The 15564-nt window shown below is 69.0% G+C and carries 10 protein-coding genes; 4 read left to right on the top strand and 6 right to left on the bottom strand.

Translation table 11 applies throughout. The features are described 5' to 3' along the window. Positions 1–53 precede the first annotated feature (53 nt). Positions 54–1463 carry an FAD-dependent oxidoreductase gene (locus ACLP9N_RS25530; protein ID WP_442409993.1) on the bottom strand — a complete coding sequence of 470 codons (1410 nt, stop codon included), beginning with the start codon at positions 1461–1463 and terminating at the stop codon, positions 54–56. A 181-nt stretch (positions 1464–1644) separates the two neighbouring features. Here ACLP9N_RS25530 and ACLP9N_RS25525 point away from each other — a divergent pair, with 181 nt between their 5' ends. Then, on the top strand, positions 1645–4275 hold the full coding sequence (locus ACLP9N_RS25525) for a LuxR C-terminal-related transcriptional regulator (protein ID WP_442409992.1): 2631 nt from the start codon (positions 1645–1647) through the stop codon (positions 4273–4275). Positions 4276–4412: 137 nt separating this feature from the next. Continuing rightward, a complete protein-coding gene (locus ACLP9N_RS25520; protein WP_442409991.1) occupies positions 4413–5840 on the top strand; it encodes a cytochrome P450 in 1428 nt (475 codons plus the stop codon). A 6-nt stretch (positions 5841–5846) separates the two neighbouring features. Here the strand turns inward: ACLP9N_RS25520 and ACLP9N_RS25515 are convergent, their stop codons facing one another. Next, positions 5847–7094 (bottom strand): SLC13 family permease, encoded by a 1248-nt coding sequence (locus ACLP9N_RS25515; RefSeq protein ID WP_442409990.1) that lies wholly within the window; start codon positions 7092–7094, stop codon positions 5847–5849. A 271-nt stretch (positions 7095–7365) separates the two neighbouring features. On the opposite strand from ACLP9N_RS25515, the gene ACLP9N_RS25510 reads away from it, so the two are divergent. Beyond that, the gene (locus ACLP9N_RS25510; protein WP_442409989.1) at positions 7366–8613 is read left to right on the top strand and encodes an MFS transporter; all 1248 of its coding nucleotides are present in this window, start codon (positions 7366–7368) and stop codon (positions 8611–8613) included. 7 nt (positions 8614–8620) lie between these two features. Here ACLP9N_RS25510 and ACLP9N_RS25505 read toward each other — a convergent pair whose 3' ends face one another. The 4 genes from ACLP9N_RS25505 to ACLP9N_RS25490 form a co-directional block, all read right to left on the bottom strand. Next, a complete protein-coding gene (locus ACLP9N_RS25505; protein WP_442409988.1) occupies positions 8621–9541 on the bottom strand; it encodes an MBL fold metallo-hydrolase in 921 nt (306 codons plus the stop codon). Beyond that, entirely contained in the window at positions 9541–10299 is a 759-nt protein-coding gene (locus ACLP9N_RS25500; protein WP_442409987.1) for a LamB/YcsF family protein, read from the bottom strand. The genes ACLP9N_RS25505 and ACLP9N_RS25500 overlap by 1 nt, the downstream gene beginning before the upstream one ends. Positions 10300–10319: 20 nt before the next feature. Continuing rightward, positions 10320–10433 carry a hypothetical protein gene (locus ACLP9N_RS25495; protein WP_442409986.1) on the bottom strand — a complete coding sequence of 38 codons (114 nt, stop codon included), beginning with the start codon at positions 10431–10433 and terminating at the stop codon, positions 10320–10322. A 901-nt stretch (positions 10434–11334) separates the two neighbouring features. Next, positions 11335–11667 carry a hypothetical protein gene (locus tag ACLP9N_RS25490; RefSeq protein ID WP_442409985.1) on the bottom strand — a complete coding sequence of 111 codons (333 nt, stop codon included), beginning with the start codon at positions 11665–11667 and terminating at the stop codon, positions 11335–11337. A gap of 1 nt (position 11668) precedes the next feature. Here ACLP9N_RS25490 and ACLP9N_RS25485 point away from each other — a divergent pair. Then, positions 11669–15564, top strand: a 3896-nt coding sequence (locus tag ACLP9N_RS25485) for a PE family protein (protein ID WP_442409984.1), incomplete at its 3' end; no start/stop codon positions are given.

The raw sequence follows: 15564 nt of genomic DNA, 5'->3' as shown, positions 1-15564 counted from the left end.
TAACAATAGGGGCTCACTAGCGAGAGGCAGCGCTATTCGCTGGCATCCGTCGGCTAGCGGGCCACGCTGTCGGCCAGGACGCCAGCCACACCGTCGCGCTGATCGATGCCGTTTCGACGTCTGCGGTGGTTGGCGCGGGCGGCGCGCCAAATGATGCCCGGGCGCAGCAGCCGGGTAGCGGGATCGACGAGTGAGGTCACTCTGAAGAACTGATCGAGTGCGGCGGTGTCGTATTCGGCCGCGGTGAGCACGCGATCGACGTATACGTTAAGCACCCGTGTGAGCAGCGGTGGTGTGCCGTCGATTTCGGGTAGGGAGAGATCGGGATTGGCTGACAGCTCCCACGCCTGGCGGATCGGCGCGGCCGCGGCGCGAAAGAATCGCCGCGCCAAATCCCTTGTGCCGCGGGATAAGCAGTCACGCAGCGCCAACGCCTCCAGTGCGGCCACCGTCATGCCCTGGCCGTAGATCGGGTTGAAGCTGCAGATCGCGTCGCCGATGACCAGCAGGCCCTCCGGGAATCGTCGCATCATGTCGTAGCGGCGCCACTGATTGGACGGCTGACGGTGCCGCGTCGGCTCTCCGATGGGTTCGGCGGCTCGCACCGCGGCCAGCATGTGGGCCGGTGCGTAGTCCTCGACGAACTCGCACATCGCCGCAAGGTCGGGGAGCGGCTCGTGACCCGCTACGCCAAACACGGTGAACATCCAGGTGTCGTCCTCGCAATGGAGAATGCCCAGCCCGTGCGGTCGGCCCGGCACGATTCCGACGACGAAACCGAGTTCGTGCAGCGCATCCGGTGCCATGCGCAGCAACTGACTCACGTAGGTCAGCTGCACCACGACATGATCCTCGCGCGGGCGGTCGTAGCCCAGGCCGTTCAGCCACGTCGGGGTGCGGGCGGCGCGCCCGGTGGCATCGACCACCAAGTCGGCGCTCAGGGTGGCGGCTTCGCGGGTGCGACGGTTGACTACCCGTGCGCCTGTGACGCGGTGATGGTCGGGCGTCGGGGTCAACTCCACGATGTCGTGCTCGTCGAGCAGCGTGACGTTGGGGATGGTGCGTAGTCGCGCGCGGACGTGTTCCTCCAGGAAGGGCCGGGTCGCGAGATAGGCGGTACACGCGGGGGCGCTGCCGGTGCGCGTAACCAGGTGCCCGCCTAGGTCGTAGTGCAGCCGCGACAGGTCCCGGCCGTCCATGCAGTGCGCACCGTCGTGGACCAGCTCATCGAGGATGCCGGGGAACAGTTCCTCGAGCACCTGGGCGCCGCGGGCCAGCAGGCCATGCAGGTGCCGGCCCTGCGGCACACCTCGACGAGCGGCGCAATTGTCGGGAAGGGTGTCGGGCAGCGGGTCGCGCTCCACCACCGTAACCGCGTCGAAGAACTCGCTCAGCGACCGCGCGGCCAACAGACCGGCCATGCTCGCTCCCAATACCACCGCGTGATTGCCGATCTTCGCCATAGCCCACCACCCGCACCGAGTCGTTACCTGACGAAAGCCATGGTCACGGTCAACCGCGGGCGCCGATAGCGTAGTCGACTACGTGACTGATACGTGTGGACCAGACAGGAGTTCAATATGAGCTCACCGAAACGCCGGTAAATCGGCGCGCGCGATGGTTGCGCAAAGTTATAGTCGCCGAGTGATCGGCGGCGACCCGCTGACCGGGCGTGACAGTGAATTCGCGTTTATCCGGCGCGCCCTGACCGGGGCTGGCAACCATTCCGGCGTGGTGATCGCCGGAGCGGCCGGTGTGGGCAAGACCTGGCTGGCCCGCGAAGCGCTGCGGCGCGCCGAGGCGTCTGGTGAGCGCACAAAGTGGATCGTCGGCACCGAATCGGCGCGCGCGCTGCCCCTGGGGGCGTTCATTGGCGAACTGGGCGAGGCGATGTCGGATCCGCTGACGAACGTGCAGCGTGTGATCAATTCGTTTGTCGCACAACAGCGTCGGGGCCGTGTGGTGGTCGGGGTCGACGACGCGCACCTCTTGGACGGATTGTCCGCCCTTGTCGTACATCAGCTGGCGCAGTCGGGCGGCGCTCGGCTCGTGGTCACCATGCGCACCGGCAGCGAGGAACCCGACGCGGTGACGTTGTTGTACAAGGACGGGCTGCTGGCCCGCCTTGACCTCGAACCGTTGTCGGCTGCGGCAACACGCGAGGTCATCGAGAGCACGCTGGGCGGTCCGGTGGATGCGCGCAGCGCGGCGCGGTTCAGGCAGCTGACCGGCGGAAACGCCCTGTTCTTGCGGCAGCTGCTGGCCGACCAGATAGCCGGCGGGCGAATGCACAATTTGGCCGGGGTGTGGATGTGGGACGGCGACGTCGCGGTCTCAGCGAGCCTGTCCGACACGGTGGGGCGCCAGATGGGCCGGCTGAGCCCGCGGATGGCGACGGTGGTCGACACGTTGTCGCAGTGTGAACCGCTGGCCGTCGACGTGCTGTGCGATTTGGTGCGCCGTAGCGACCTGGCGGCCGCCGAGAGAATGGGCCTGGTGAGCGTCGAGCGCACCGGTGGCGGCCTGACGGCCCGGCTGGCACACCCGCTGTTCGGTGAGCTCCGCCGCGCCGCAGCCGGCGAGATCTATCTGTCGGCAATCCGGGGCAGGCTGGCGACGCGGCTGGCCCAAAACGGTGACACCGACATGCACGCGACTGTGCGTCGGGCGCTGCTGAGCCTCGAGTCGGATCTCGACCCCGACCCCGAGCTGTATCTGGAATCGGCACGGCATGCCATGACGCTGCTGGATCTGGATCTCGCCGACCGGTTCGCCACCGCCGCGGCGCAAGCCGGGGCGCCCGGGGCCGCCGGGGTGCGCGCGATGAACCTGCTGCTGCTCGGGCGCGGCGAACAGGCCGAGGCGGCGCTGCGTGACATGGCCGGTGGCCCCGATGGTGACGTGCCCGACGGCCATCATTGGGCGACCGTGCGGGCGGCCAACCTGATTTGGAACCTTGCCAAGCCCCAAGAAGCGGCGGTGATCTTGGAAGGCCTCGCGGCTGCCCCCGAGACCCCGGCGCAGGAGGCGGAGCGGTTGGCGGTGCAAGCCTGCATCGAGGCGGCGTCGGCGCGCTGCGAATCCGCCGCCGAAAAGGCCCGGGCCGCATTGGATTTTCCGGATCTGCCGGGCTTTCACGCGATGATGGCCTCGCTTGCGTTGATCATGGCCATGGGGGCGCTGGGTCAGGTCGATGAGCTTGCGACCATGGCCGAGCAGGCGCTGCGGCGCGCGACGACGTCGTTTCAGGCATCCCACATGCGGTTCTGGTTCGGCGCTGTGTACGGGCGCGCCTGCCGGTTGACCGGGCGAATCGACGAATTCATCGGAACTGCAAAGCAACTGGCGGAATCGTCTCGTGACATTCCGGGCCTGGCCTATGCGAACCTGGCCCTACTGTTGGGCAACGCCGAGTTGGTTCGCGGCGACGTCGCCGAGGCGGCCCGGCTGGTGCATGAAGCGGTTGCCGGGGTCCAAAGACACGCCGTCACAACGGGTTTGCGCCCAGCTAGCTACTTCGCGTTGGCCGAGGCGCACGCCAAGCTTGGACAGGCAGCCGAAGCCGACGATGCGGCCGCCGAGGCGCGGTCGGTTGTGCCGCCGGGCTTTCTGTTCATGCATACCGGGTTGTCGCTGGCCGGCGGCTGGGCGATGGCAGCCGGCGGCCGCTTGGGCGAGGCCGTGGCGAGCGCCCATCAGGCGGCGCTACTTGCCCGCGAGCGCGGCCAGCCCACCCACGAGTTGGCCTGCATACAGGCCGCGGCCCAGTGGGGTGATGGCTCGCAGGCTGCGCGGGCACGGGAGTTGGCGGGGGCGTTGTCGCTGCCGCTGGCCGATGCCGTCGCGCTGCATGCGCAGGCCTTGTTGGCCGGGGACGGTGAGGGCCTGCTCGATGCCTCGGCGAAGTACCGGGGGATCGGTGATCGGGTCGCGGCCGCTGACGCGGCGGCGCAGGCCTCCGTTGCGTTCGACGAGAGCCAGCAGCATAGGCGTGGGCTGTATGCCGCGGCGCTGGCCCGCGAATTGGCCGACGAATGTGGTGGATTGTGCACGCCGGCGGTGCGGACCCCGGCGGGTCTGAAGTTGTCGGGTCGCCAGCGCGATGTGATCGAACTCGTCGTGGCCGGTCTGTCCAACCGCCAGATCGCGGATCAGCTGGTGATGTCGGTGCGCACCGTGGAGGGCCACGTCTACCGGGCCTGCCAGCGGGTGGGAGCCCAATCACGCGAGGAACTCGCGTCGATCATCCGCTCGGGACCCGCCGGCTCCGCCTGACGTACTGCGGCTGCTACTGGGACTGCGCGTAATTCCGGGGGCAATGGAGTAGTCGACTACTCGTGCGCACGGGGCGTATTCGGCCATACCGTGCCTGCAGTACATGCGTGCAACATTGGCGTTGGCAAGGAGTCAGCATGGCCGAGACGCTGGATAACACCGAAGTCGGCGCGCTGCGGCTGGCGCCGAAGAATCCGCTTCCGTATGGCCAACAACGCAAGGCGGTGCGGTCGTTCATCGATGGTTTCCAGGAGCTGCTCGACGCCGGTGGCCCGGTCACCCGGATCGTGCTCGCACCCAAGTGGCTGTTGCCGAACGTGGTGCTTGTCGCCAGCCCGCAGGGCGCGCGTGATCTGTTGGGCCGCACCGACGAGATCGCCGACCGCGGCCGGGTCCGGACGATGGTCGAGATGCGCGCGCTGATGGGCGGCAACCTGCTCGATCTTCCGCACGAGCGGTGGCTACCGCGGCGACGGGCGCTGCAGCCGATGTTCACCAAGCAGCATGTGCCGCGCTACGCGGGACACATGGCCGCGGCGGCGCAAGGGGTCGCCGACGATTGGCGCGACGGCGCATTCGTGGATCTGGACGCCGAATGCCGCAAGCTGACGCTGCGCGCACTCGGGCGCTCGGTGCTCGGGCTCGACCTCGACGAGCGCGCCGACGAGATTGGCTGGGCCCTGCGTACTGCATTGGCATGGGTGGCCGACCGTGGGGCGCGGCCGGTCAATCCGCCGAGGTGGCTGCCCACCAAAGGGCAGCGCGCCGCCCGCCACGCCAACGACACGCTGCAGCGGCTGGCCGCCGAGATCCTGCATGCGGTGCGCGCCGACCCCGACCGGGAAGCCCCGCTGGTGCGGGCCCTGATCGAGGCGATCGATCCGGAGACCGGCAGGCCGCTGACCGACGAGGAGATCTGCCACGAGCTGGTGCTGTTCATGCTCGCGGGACACGACACCACCTCGACCACGCTCACCTACGCGTTGTGGTCGTTGGGGCACGACCGCGGAATTCAGGATCGGGCGCGCGCGGAGGTCGCCGCGCTGGGCAACCGGACGCTGACACCGGACGACGTGGCCGAACTCGGCTTCACCGTGCGGGTGCTGCACGAGGCGTTACGGCTATGTCCGCCCGGGGCCGGGACGATGCGCTCACCTACCCGCGACATCGTGGTGGACGGCTACCGCGTCGAGGCCAAAACCATTGCCCTGGTGAGTTTTTACGCGATGCACTGCGATCCGGCCCTGTGGACGGAGCCGTTGCGCTTCGACCCGGACCGGTTCCTGCCGGAACGGTCGAAGGGTCGCAGCCGTTGGCAGTATCTGCCGTTCGGCGGCGGACCACGCTCATGCATCGGCGATCACTTCGCGATGCTGGAGGCCACGCTCGCGCTGGCCACGATCATCCGCGCGGTCGAGATCGAATCGCTCGATGTGCAATTCCCGGTGGAAACGCCGTTCACCGTGGTCGCCGCGAAACCCATCCCTGCTCGTGTGCTGGACGTCGGGGTTTCGACGACGGCGGTGCGAGGTGCGGTTCGTTTGGCCGTCGCGGCCGTCGCGTAGCGACCGCTAGACACCCAGCAGTCGCACGCTGGCCCACAGCGCGAGCACCGCCGCCACCAGGGCGGTGGGCACGGTGCACAGCCCGAGACGGGTGTACTCCCCGATGCCGGCCTCGACATTGTGCCGGCGCAAAACGCCCCGCCAGAGCAGGTTGGACAGTGAGCCGACGTAGGTCAGGTTGGGCCCGATGTTGACCCCGATCAGCACCGCCAGGATGGCCACCGGCCCGCTAGGCGCGACCAATGGCACCAACACCAGCGTCGCGGGCAGATTGTTGACGAGGTTGGCCAGCAGGGCGGCCACCGCCGCGATCGCCAGCAACGCAGGCAGCGTCGAACCCGACGGCAGCACCGTAGACATCGCGCGGCCCATGCCGTTGAGCGTGATCGCCTGCACGATGACGCCCAGCGCCAACACGAACACCAAAAACGACACATTCACCGAGCGCGCGATCTCCGTTACCGAGGTGTGCCGACGACGCAGGCTGCGCACCGCCAGCACCGAGGCTCCCGCCAGCGCCACCCAGGCCGGAGCCACGCCCACCGATTCCGAGACGGCGAACCCGGCCAGCGTCAGCGCCACGACCAGCAATACGAACACCGGGGGCCGTGGAGCAGGCGGCGGCCCGGCCTCCTCGGGATCCGGCGGCTGGCGCAGATCTCGAGCGAAAAACACCCGGAAGACCACGTACAGCGCGGCTACCGCGGCCAGCCACGGCAACGCCATCAGCAGCGTGAACCTCGCGAACGAGAGTTTCGCGGCGTGGAAGGCCAGCAGGTTGGTCAGATTCGACACCGGAAGCAGCAGCGAGGCGGCGTTGGCCAGATGCGCGGTGGCATAGGCGTACGGCCGCACCGGGGTCCGCAGCCGGCGGACGCTGACCAGCACGACCGGGGTCAGCAGCACCACCGTGGCGTCCAGGCTCAGTGTGGCGGTGATGATGGCGGCGATGGCGAACACCTGCCGCAGCAGTCCGCCACCTCGGGGACTCGTCCGCGCCATCGCCGCGCCGGCGTACTCGAACAGGCCCTCGTCGTCGCACAGCTTGGCCAGCACCAGCACCGCGCCCAGGAAGCCGACCACCGGCGCCAGCCCGGCAACCTGCGCGGCCGCCTGATGGACCGGGATCGCGCCGATCGCTATCAGGATCGCGGCCGCCGGCACCGCCGCCAGTGCTTCCGACCATCCCCGGGGCCGGGCGACTGCGAAGCCAAGAACGACAGCAAGCAGCAGCAGGCCGACGATTAGGGTCAACGCTCAGGTCGCTTCAGGTTCAAGGGTTCTCGCGCTGCCAAACCGTTGGGCATGGACATTGGCGGTATAGCTCCTAGGTGAATGTGGCAAATCGAGATCGTGGACCGGGGCGACGGAACTGTGTGACCCGTTCACGAGCCAGCTACCTGGAGGCGGTTCCAGCGCATATTACATCCAGCTAGCAGGTTTGCTATCGGCAGCGACGACCTGGGCTGGGTACCCACGATCGGTTAGCCTCGTCGAATCCTTTCTAGCCACCGAAATGACTGCGATGACCCAGCCGAGTGCCGTTGACGCGATTTCGCGACGAACGGTGCACGCGCTGGATCTACTGGCCTTCTCGTTGGCCGACGTTCGTGATGGCTTGGGCCCATACCTGTCGATATACCTTCTGCTGACCCACCATTGGGACCAGGCCTCGATCGGGTTCGTAATGGCAATCGGCGGCATCGCGGGGGTTGTCGCGCAGACGCCGGTTGGCGCCTTGGTCGACAAGACGACGGCCAAGCGGGCGCTGATCGTCGTCGGCGCTGTGGCGGTCGCCGCCGCCGCCTTGGCGATGCCGCTGTTGCCGGGCCTCTATACGATCTCTTTCCTGCTAGCCATTACCGGGACCGCCGGTTCCATTTTCAATCCGGCGATCGCCGCGATCACGCTGGGCATTGTCGGGCCGCGCCTGTTCTCAAGACGGGTTGGACGCAACGAATCGTTCAGGCACGCTGGTACTGCCTCGGCCGCCGCCGCTGCCGGCGGACTGGCCTACTTCTTCGGCCCAGTGGTGGTTTTCTGGCTGTTGGCCGGGATGGCGGTAATCAGCGTTGTGGCAACGCTGAGAGTCCCCAGCGATGCGATCGACAATGACGTGGCGCGCGGCATGGACAAAGCAACCGGACAGCAGCACAGCCAGCCGTCCGGATTTGCGGTGCTGCTGCGCAATCGCAGATTGATGATCTTCGCCGTGGTGGTCTTCATGTTCCACTTTGCCAACGCGGCCATGCTGCCGCTGGTCGGCCAGGAGTTGGGGTTGCACAACAAAGAGGTGGGAACTGCGCTGATGTCGGCGTGCATTGTCGCCGCGCAGGTCGTCATGGTGCCGGTGGCGTATGTCGTCGGCAGCAAAGCCGACACCTGGGGGCGAAAGCCGATCTTCTTGTTCGGATTCGCAGTCCTGACCCTTCGCGCGTTCCTGTACCCGCTGTGGGATAACTCGTACTGGCTTGTCGGTGTGCAGTTGCTCGATGGAGTCGGAGCCGGCATATTCGGGGCCCTGTTCCCCCTCGTTGTCCAAGATGTCACGCACGGAACTGGCCGGTTCAACGTCAGCCTGGGGGCGATAACCACCGCGTGGGGGGTCGGCGCCGCGTTGTCGAATTTTATCGCCGGTGGGATCGTGGTCGCCGCCGGTTACGGTGCGGCGTTCATGTCACTCGGTGCCGTCGCCGCTGCGGGCCTTGCGCTCTATCTGATCGCGATGCCGGAAACGGTCGCGCTGCCGGGGCGTGTCCCGGAGTCGTCGTAATCAAGGTTCAAATCCACGGATCCTCGCGCTGCCACACCGTCGGCATATCTAGCGCGACACCGTCCTGCGCGGCCAGCTCGTCCAGAACTCGCATCGACACGTCCAGGTCGTCGCCCGCATAGGGCAAGGCCCGCAACGGCTTTGACAACGGGCGGAAGAAGTCGTCCCAGTGGATCGGGATCACCCGGCGCGCGCCCACCGCGCGCACGGTCTGGATCCAGTAGTCGACCAGGTATGAGCGCGGGTGCAGCCCCAGCTGGCCGACGGACAGGTAGGCGGTATCGGCGGCCTGTCCCGCCAACGCATCCGCCACGAAACCGGCGCTGCCCTGGATCAGCAGCCGCCGGTCCGACGGCAGGTGGTGCACCAGCGTCGACCACGCCTCACCGCAGCGGTAGGCCGAAACCTTCACCGGCGGTATCAGCGGGGCGTCGATCACACCGGGAAACCGGTCCGGTGGGCAGTGGTGCGACTCGATCAACGTAACGTCGTAGGCGCCCAACCGAATTGGCTCACCCGGTACCGCGACGACCAGCCGGTCCTCGGGCAGTCCGTAGCCGCGCCCGACGTTGGCCGCTGATGCACCCCCGACCAGCCGGGCGCCGGTGCGGTCGGCGACGAGCGCGGAGTCCATCACGTGGTCGAAGTGCGCGTGCACCGGGATGACCGCCTCCAGCCGCGACACCTTGGCCCGGGCCAGGCAGCCGTCCACCCGCGCCGCGGACGGCGCCATCTTGCCGGCCGCCACCTGCGCGAGGCCGGGGCGGGAGAAGAAGCCGTCGGTCATCAGCGCGGACGACCCGTCGTCGACCAACAGCGTCGCCACCCCCAACCACGTCACTGACAGCGGCGAATCAGGCTGGGCGGCAGGCACAGTGAACCGATCCGAATACCTCGCGATGTCGGGGCGGCCGAGCTTGAGTCGCATCAGCAGAACGCCTTGATATCGGTGCCGGTGGCCTTGAGCCGATCGCGCACCGCGGCCGCGATCTGCACCGCGTCCGGCGAATCACCGTGCACGCAGACCGATTCCACCGAGACTGCGAGCTGTGAGCCGTCGACGGCGGTGACTTCGCCGGTGCTCACCATGGTCACCACCCGCTCGGCGATCGCGGCCGGATCGTGCAACACCGCGCCCGGCTCGCGGCGGGACACCAGCTGGCCGTCGGGCCGGTAGGCGCGGTCGGCGGACGCTTCGGCCACCGTGCGCAAGCCAAGGCGAGCGGCCTCGCCGAAAAACGCCGAACCGGCCATGCCCAGCACCGGCAGGGCGGCGTCCACCAGGCGTACCGCCTCCACCACGGCGGCGCCCTGCTCGCTATTGGTCACGATCGTGTTGTACAGCGCGCCATGGGGTTTGACGTAAGACACCGTCGAGCCGGCGGCCAGCGCGATCGCCTGCAACGCGCCGATCTGATAAACCACATCGGCGAGAAGGTCCTCGGCCGCGACGTCGATGAAGCGCCGGCCGAATCCGGCCAGGTCGCGATAGCTCACCTGCGCTCCGATGCGCACGCCGCGCTCGGCGGCCCAGCGGCATACCCGCAACAGGCCGGCGGGGTCTCCCGCGTGGAAACCGCACGCCACGTTGGCGCTCGTCACGATCCCGAGCATGGCCTCGTCGTCGCCGAGCCGCCAGACGCCGAAGCCCTCGCCCAAGTCGGCGTTGAGATCGATACGTGGCACGTGAACAGCTTAGGGCTTGCTCATTGCGGCATCTTGGCCACGATTTGGTCGAGGAGGTCGTTGGCCGCCGCGGCGGTGTCATTGCCGAGCAGGCATACCCGCGCTTCGGCCACCACGTTGTTGCCGACGGTCATCGCGTGCGAGCAGCACCACCGGGATCTGCTTCTTGGCGCATCGACAGTTCGATGCGGGAGCCGCTGCCGCGCAGGACGCCGGTGTCGAAGTAACTGTGGTTGTCGTTCGATGAGTGAAAACCGTATCGCCGGTTCGCGCAGCCCTGCCAATCCTGACGCGCGCGCGCCGCAGTAGACCTTGGGCGTCGGCGGGCGCGGGAAACGATGTCACGATCTGCGTGACGTCGGCCGCCACGGAGTTGGGCGTGCTGAACTGGTTGCCTCCGGAAGTGCCGGGAACGAGTCTCGCAGACTTTGCTGTGCCGCCCGGGTGGATCTCGAAATATCCACGGCTGCAAGCCATTTGATGAGCGATGGCCACCGCGGCCGCCGCATCGGTGGCGCCCTGGGTATTGGGCGGGCGCGTGGAGCCTTGCAGCCGTCGGGCACCAGGTCATTGGCCTGGATGTGCGAAAAACGTCTCCCTAGATTTGGCGCCGGCCAGCACCAGTTGCTGGCGTGGTCCAGCTGGGCGGCGACGGTGTCGGCGCACGGGGCGAGCCCATCCACGCCGGGGATAGCGGCTGCGCGCTGGTCGCGGTGCCGGGAAGGTCTGGCAGTCGAAACGGGCATCGTGTGGGGCCGCACGGGGGCATGGTGGCGTTGGCCGCCGCTCGGGTACGCGCGGCGCTGGGCCGAACCCGGGGACAGAGTTGACCGGCTGGTTGTGCCCACCGTGCCCACTGCGCGTGCCAGTACGGGCATTCTAGTGAAGACACTCGATGGCTGACCGGTAGCGATGCGCTGCCCACCGGGTGCTCCGATGGTTGGCGGCGATTGCCGGTCTTTATGGAAGGCATATCCGCATCATTATGGATGCGCATTTATTGCGCCGAAATTGACGATCTATTTGCAATGCGAGCTATTCGCTGCGGTATGTGCTCGTCTGGCCGGAGGTCATCGAGTTGATGCGCGCCGATGTCGATGGTATCGGCGTGGCTGTGACCAGTGGTGATGCGGCAACGGCCAGCGCGATGATGGGGTGGCGAGCGGGGCGGCCCGCCATGAAGTGTCGGCGTTCATCGCGGCGCTGTTTGCTGTTTTGAGTGGCTGCTGTCGCGTGGCGGAACGCAAAATTGAAAACAGCCGAATTGGCTCTCAAATCGAATCCGATGCGCGTAAAATTCCCTTCCGCCTGTCGTGAAGATTGTTGCTTGGTTGTGCTCGTTGTGCTCGTCCTGAGATTGGAGCCCAAGATGTCGTCTTATGTGATCGCTGCCCCGGAGGTCTTGGCCAGTGCGTCGTCGGATTTGAGTGGGATTGGGGAGGCGATCAGGGAGGCGACGTCGGCGGCGGCGCCGTCGACGACGGGGATCGCGGCGCCGGCGTTGGATGAGGTGTCGGCGGCGATTACGAAGTTGTTCGGTAGCTATGGGCAGGAGTTTCAGGCGTTGAGCGCGCGGGGGGCGGCGTTTCATGCCGAGTTTGCGCAGTTGTTGTCCTCGGGTGGGTCGGCGTATGTGGCCGCTGACGTCAACAGCTCGGGGATTTTGCAGTCGATCGTGCAGGCGGCGCAGCCGTTTGGGATTTTCTCGCCGGTGGAGGGGTTGACGGGGCGTTCGTTGTTCGTTAACGGCGCCAATGGTGCGGCAGGCAGCGGGGCGAACGGCGGTAACGGCGGGTGGATCATCGGCAACGGCGGCAACGGTGGCTCGGGCGGCGCCGGTGGTGCTGGTGGGGCCGGTGGCAAGGCGGGCCTGTGGGGTGCTGGCGGTGCCGGCGGTGCGGGCGGGGACGCCACGACTCCCGGCGGTAATGGCGGTAACGGTGGGGCCGGTGGGGCTAATGGGTTTTACGGTGGCGGTAACGGCGGGGCCGGCGGGGCCGGCGGTAGTGGCGCGGATGGCGAGGCCTCCACAGGTCAAGTCGGCGGGGTCGGTGGTAACGGTGGCGTCGGTGGCGCTAACCGGCAGTTCTTCTCGCTGAACGGCACCGGTGGGGCCGGTGGGGTCGGCGGCACCGGTGGGGATGGTGCTGCAGGGGCGGTCGGTACGCCCGCCCAGCCCGGTGAGGCTGGCGGTAATGGCGGGGCCGGTGGAATCGGCGGGGCCGGTGGGGACAATGCGGCACTGTTTGGCGGTAAGGGCGGGGCCGGCACGGATGGCGGTATCGGCGGTGACGGCGGCGTCGGCGGTGACGGTGGTTCCGGTGTGGGGAGTGCGGCGCCCGGCGGTGCTGGTGGCGACGGCGGTAACGGCGGTGAGGCCGGGCCCGGCGGGGCCGGTGGCGTCAACACCGGGTTCAACATCGGCGGCACCGGGGGTGCATCGGGCAGTGCCAGTATCGGCGGCGATGGTGGTGCTGGTGGTAACGGCGGGGCCGGCGACGTCGGCGTCGCGCCTGGCGGCACCGGTTTTGCTGGTGGTAACGGCGGCCAGGGCGGTGTGGGTGGTTCGGCTGGTGCGGGTGGCATCAACGGCGATGGTGGTGTGGGCGGTAACGGCGGTGCCGGTGGCGCCGGCGCTGATGGTGCTGCGGGTGTGGGTAGTGATGGTCAGGCCGGCGGCAACGGTGGTGTCGGTGGTAACGCGGGTGCGGGTGGCGCGGCCGGTGGCGGCGTGGGTGCTGCGGGCACGGCGGGTAACGCGGGCACGGGTGGTACCGGTGGCGCGGGTGGTAACGGCGGGGCCGGCGATAACGCCGGCGCGCCCGGTGGCGCCGGCTTTAACGGCGGTGCTGGCGGCCAGGGCGGCGCGGGCGGCAACTCCGGCACCGGTGGCACCAACGGCAGTGGTGGTGTGGGCGGTAACGGTGGTGCCGGTGGTGCTGGTGCTGATGGTGCTGACGGGGTGGCCAGCGATGGCCAGGCCGGCGGTGCCGGCGGTGACGGCGGCGCCGCGGGTGCGGGCGGCGCGGTGGGCACCGGTGGCACCGGTGGTAACACGGGTAACGCGGGCACCGGTGGTACCGGTGGCGCCGGCGGTAACGGCGGGGCCGGCGATAGCGGTGGTGCGGGTAGCGGCGATGGCGGGGCCGGCTCAGACGGCTTTAACGGCGGCGCCGGTGGCGCGGGCGGTACTGGCGGTAGCGCCGGTAACGGCGGCACCAACGGCAATGGTGGGGCCGGCGGTAGCGGCGGCCTGGGCGGTAATGGCGGTGACGGCGCTGATGGGGTGCTCAACGCCGGTGGCGTCGGTGGTGACGGCGGTGATGGCGGGGCCGCGGGTGCTGGTGGCTTGGCGGGCACCGGTGCGGGTGCTGCGGGGGTCGCGGGTGCGAACGGCACCGGCGGTAACGGCGGTAACGCGGGCGATGGCGGTGACGGCGCCGCCGGTGCTAACGGCGTCGGTGATGGTGTGGCTGGCGGTGATGGCACCGATGGCGGTGCGGGCGGTACCGGCGGTGCTGGTGGCGCCGGTGTTGGTGGTGTCGGTGGCGGTAACGGCGGCGCCGGCGGCACGGGTGGCACCGGTGGTGACGGCGGTAACGGCTCCGACGGGGTGCTGAACGCGGGCGGCGCCGGTGGTAACGGCGGTGCTGGTGGTGCCGCGGGTGCCGGCGGTGCGGGCACCGATGGCGGTACTGATGGTGCCAACGGCACCGGCGGCGATGGCGGTATCGCCGGTGATGGCGGTAACGGCGCCGCCGGCGCTGATGGTGTCGGTGATGGTGTGGCTGGCGGTAATGGCACTGATGGTGGTGCGGGCGGTACCGGTGGTGTAGGTGGCGCCGGGGTTGGTGGTGTCGGTGGCGGTGACGGCGGGGCCGGCGGCACCGGTGGCACCGGCGGTGATGGCGGTAACGGCTCGGATGGGGTGACCAACAACGGCGGTGCCGGTGGTAACGGCGGCACCGGTGGGGCGGCGGGTGCTGGTGGCGCGGCTACCGATGGCGGGACAGCGGGTGCCAACGGCACCGGCGGCAACGGTGGTAACGCGGGCAACGGCGGTAGCGGCGGTGACGGCGCGGATGGCACCGGTGATGGCGGGGCCGGTGCCACGGGCACCGATGGCGGTGCCGGCGGTGTTGGTGGTGACGGTGGCGCCGGGGTTGGTGGCGTCGGTGGCGGTAACGGCGGTAACGGCGGCACGGGCGGTACCGGTGGTGACGGTGGTAACGGCGCCGATGGTGTGCTGAACAACGGTGGTGCCGGTGGTGCCGGCGGCAATGGTGGTGACGCCGGGGCTGCGGGTGCGGGCACTGATGGTGGTAGCGATGGCGACAGCGGTAACGGCGGTACCGGTGGTGACGGCGGTACCGGCGGTAACGGTGGCCTTGGGGCGGATGGCACCGGTGATGGCGGTGCCGGCGGTGCGGGCACTAACGGTGGTGCCGGCGGTGCCGGTGGTGATGGTGGCGCCGGTATTGGTGGCGTCGGTGGCGGTAACGGCGGTAACGGCGGGTCCGGTGGTACCGGTGGCGGCGGTGGTAACGGCGCTGATGGTGTGCTGAATGCCGGCGGTGCGGGCGGTAACGGCGGTGATGGTGGTGACGCCGGTGCCGGCGGCCTGGGCACTGATGGCGGCATCAACGGTGCCAACGGCACCGGCGGTGACGGCGGTAACGCGGGTGATGGCGGTAACGGCGGTGTCGGGGCTGATGGTGTCGGTGATGGGGTGGCCGGCGGCACTGGCACCGATGGTGGTGCGGGTGGCACCGGTGGTGCCGGTGGCGCCGGTGTGGGTGGTGTCGGTGGCGGTGACGGCGGTAACGGCGGTGTCGGTGGCACCGGTGGTGACGGCGGTAACGGCTCCGATGGTGTCCTCAACGCCGGCGGCGCGGGCGGTGACGGCGGCACCGGTGGTGCGGCTGGGGCCGGCGGTGCGGGCACTGATGGCGGCACTGATGGCGCCAACGGGACCGGCGGCACCGGCGGCACCGGCGGGCTTGGCGGTAACGGCGGCACCGGGGCTGCGGGTACCGGTGATGGTGGCAATGGCGGCAATGGCACCGATGGCGGTGCGGGCGGCACCGGCGGCGCGGGTGGTGCGGGAATCGGTGGTGTCGGCGGCGGTGACGGCGGCACTGGCGGCAGCGGCGGTACCGGTGGTGACGGTGGTAACGGCGCCGATGGTGTGCTGAACAACGGCGGCACGGGTGGTAACGGCGGCACCGGTGGTGCGGCTGGGGCCGGCGGTGCGGGCACCGACGG

It is taken from the genome of Mycobacterium sp. (assembly GCF_052144515.1).
Classification (GTDB): domain Bacteria; phylum Actinomycetota; class Actinomycetes; order Mycobacteriales; family Mycobacteriaceae; genus Mycobacterium.
This window is presented reverse-complemented; position numbering and strand designations above follow the sequence as displayed.

What these genes read in the sequence shown, in the direction of transcription:
- ACLP9N_RS25520 (WP_442409991.1), top strand. Translation starts at nt 4,413, where the DNA reads ATGGCCGAGACGCTGGATAACACCGAAGTCGGCGCGCTGCGGCTGGCG.
- ACLP9N_RS25495 (WP_442409986.1), bottom strand. Translation starts at nt 10,433, where the DNA reads ATGACCGTCGGCAACAACGTGGTGGCCGAAGCGCGGGTATGCCTGCTC.
- ACLP9N_RS25510 (WP_442409989.1), top strand. Translation starts at nt 7,366, where the DNA reads ATGACCCAGCCGAGTGCCGTTGACGCGATTTCGCGACGAACGGTGCAC.
- ACLP9N_RS25530 (WP_442409993.1), bottom strand. Translation starts at nt 1,463, where the DNA reads ATGGCGAAGATCGGCAATCACGCGGTGGTATTGGGAGCGAGCATGGCC.
- ACLP9N_RS25505 (WP_442409988.1), bottom strand. Translation starts at nt 9,541, where the DNA reads ATGCGACTCAAGCTCGGCCGCCCCGACATCGCGAGGTATTCGGATCGG.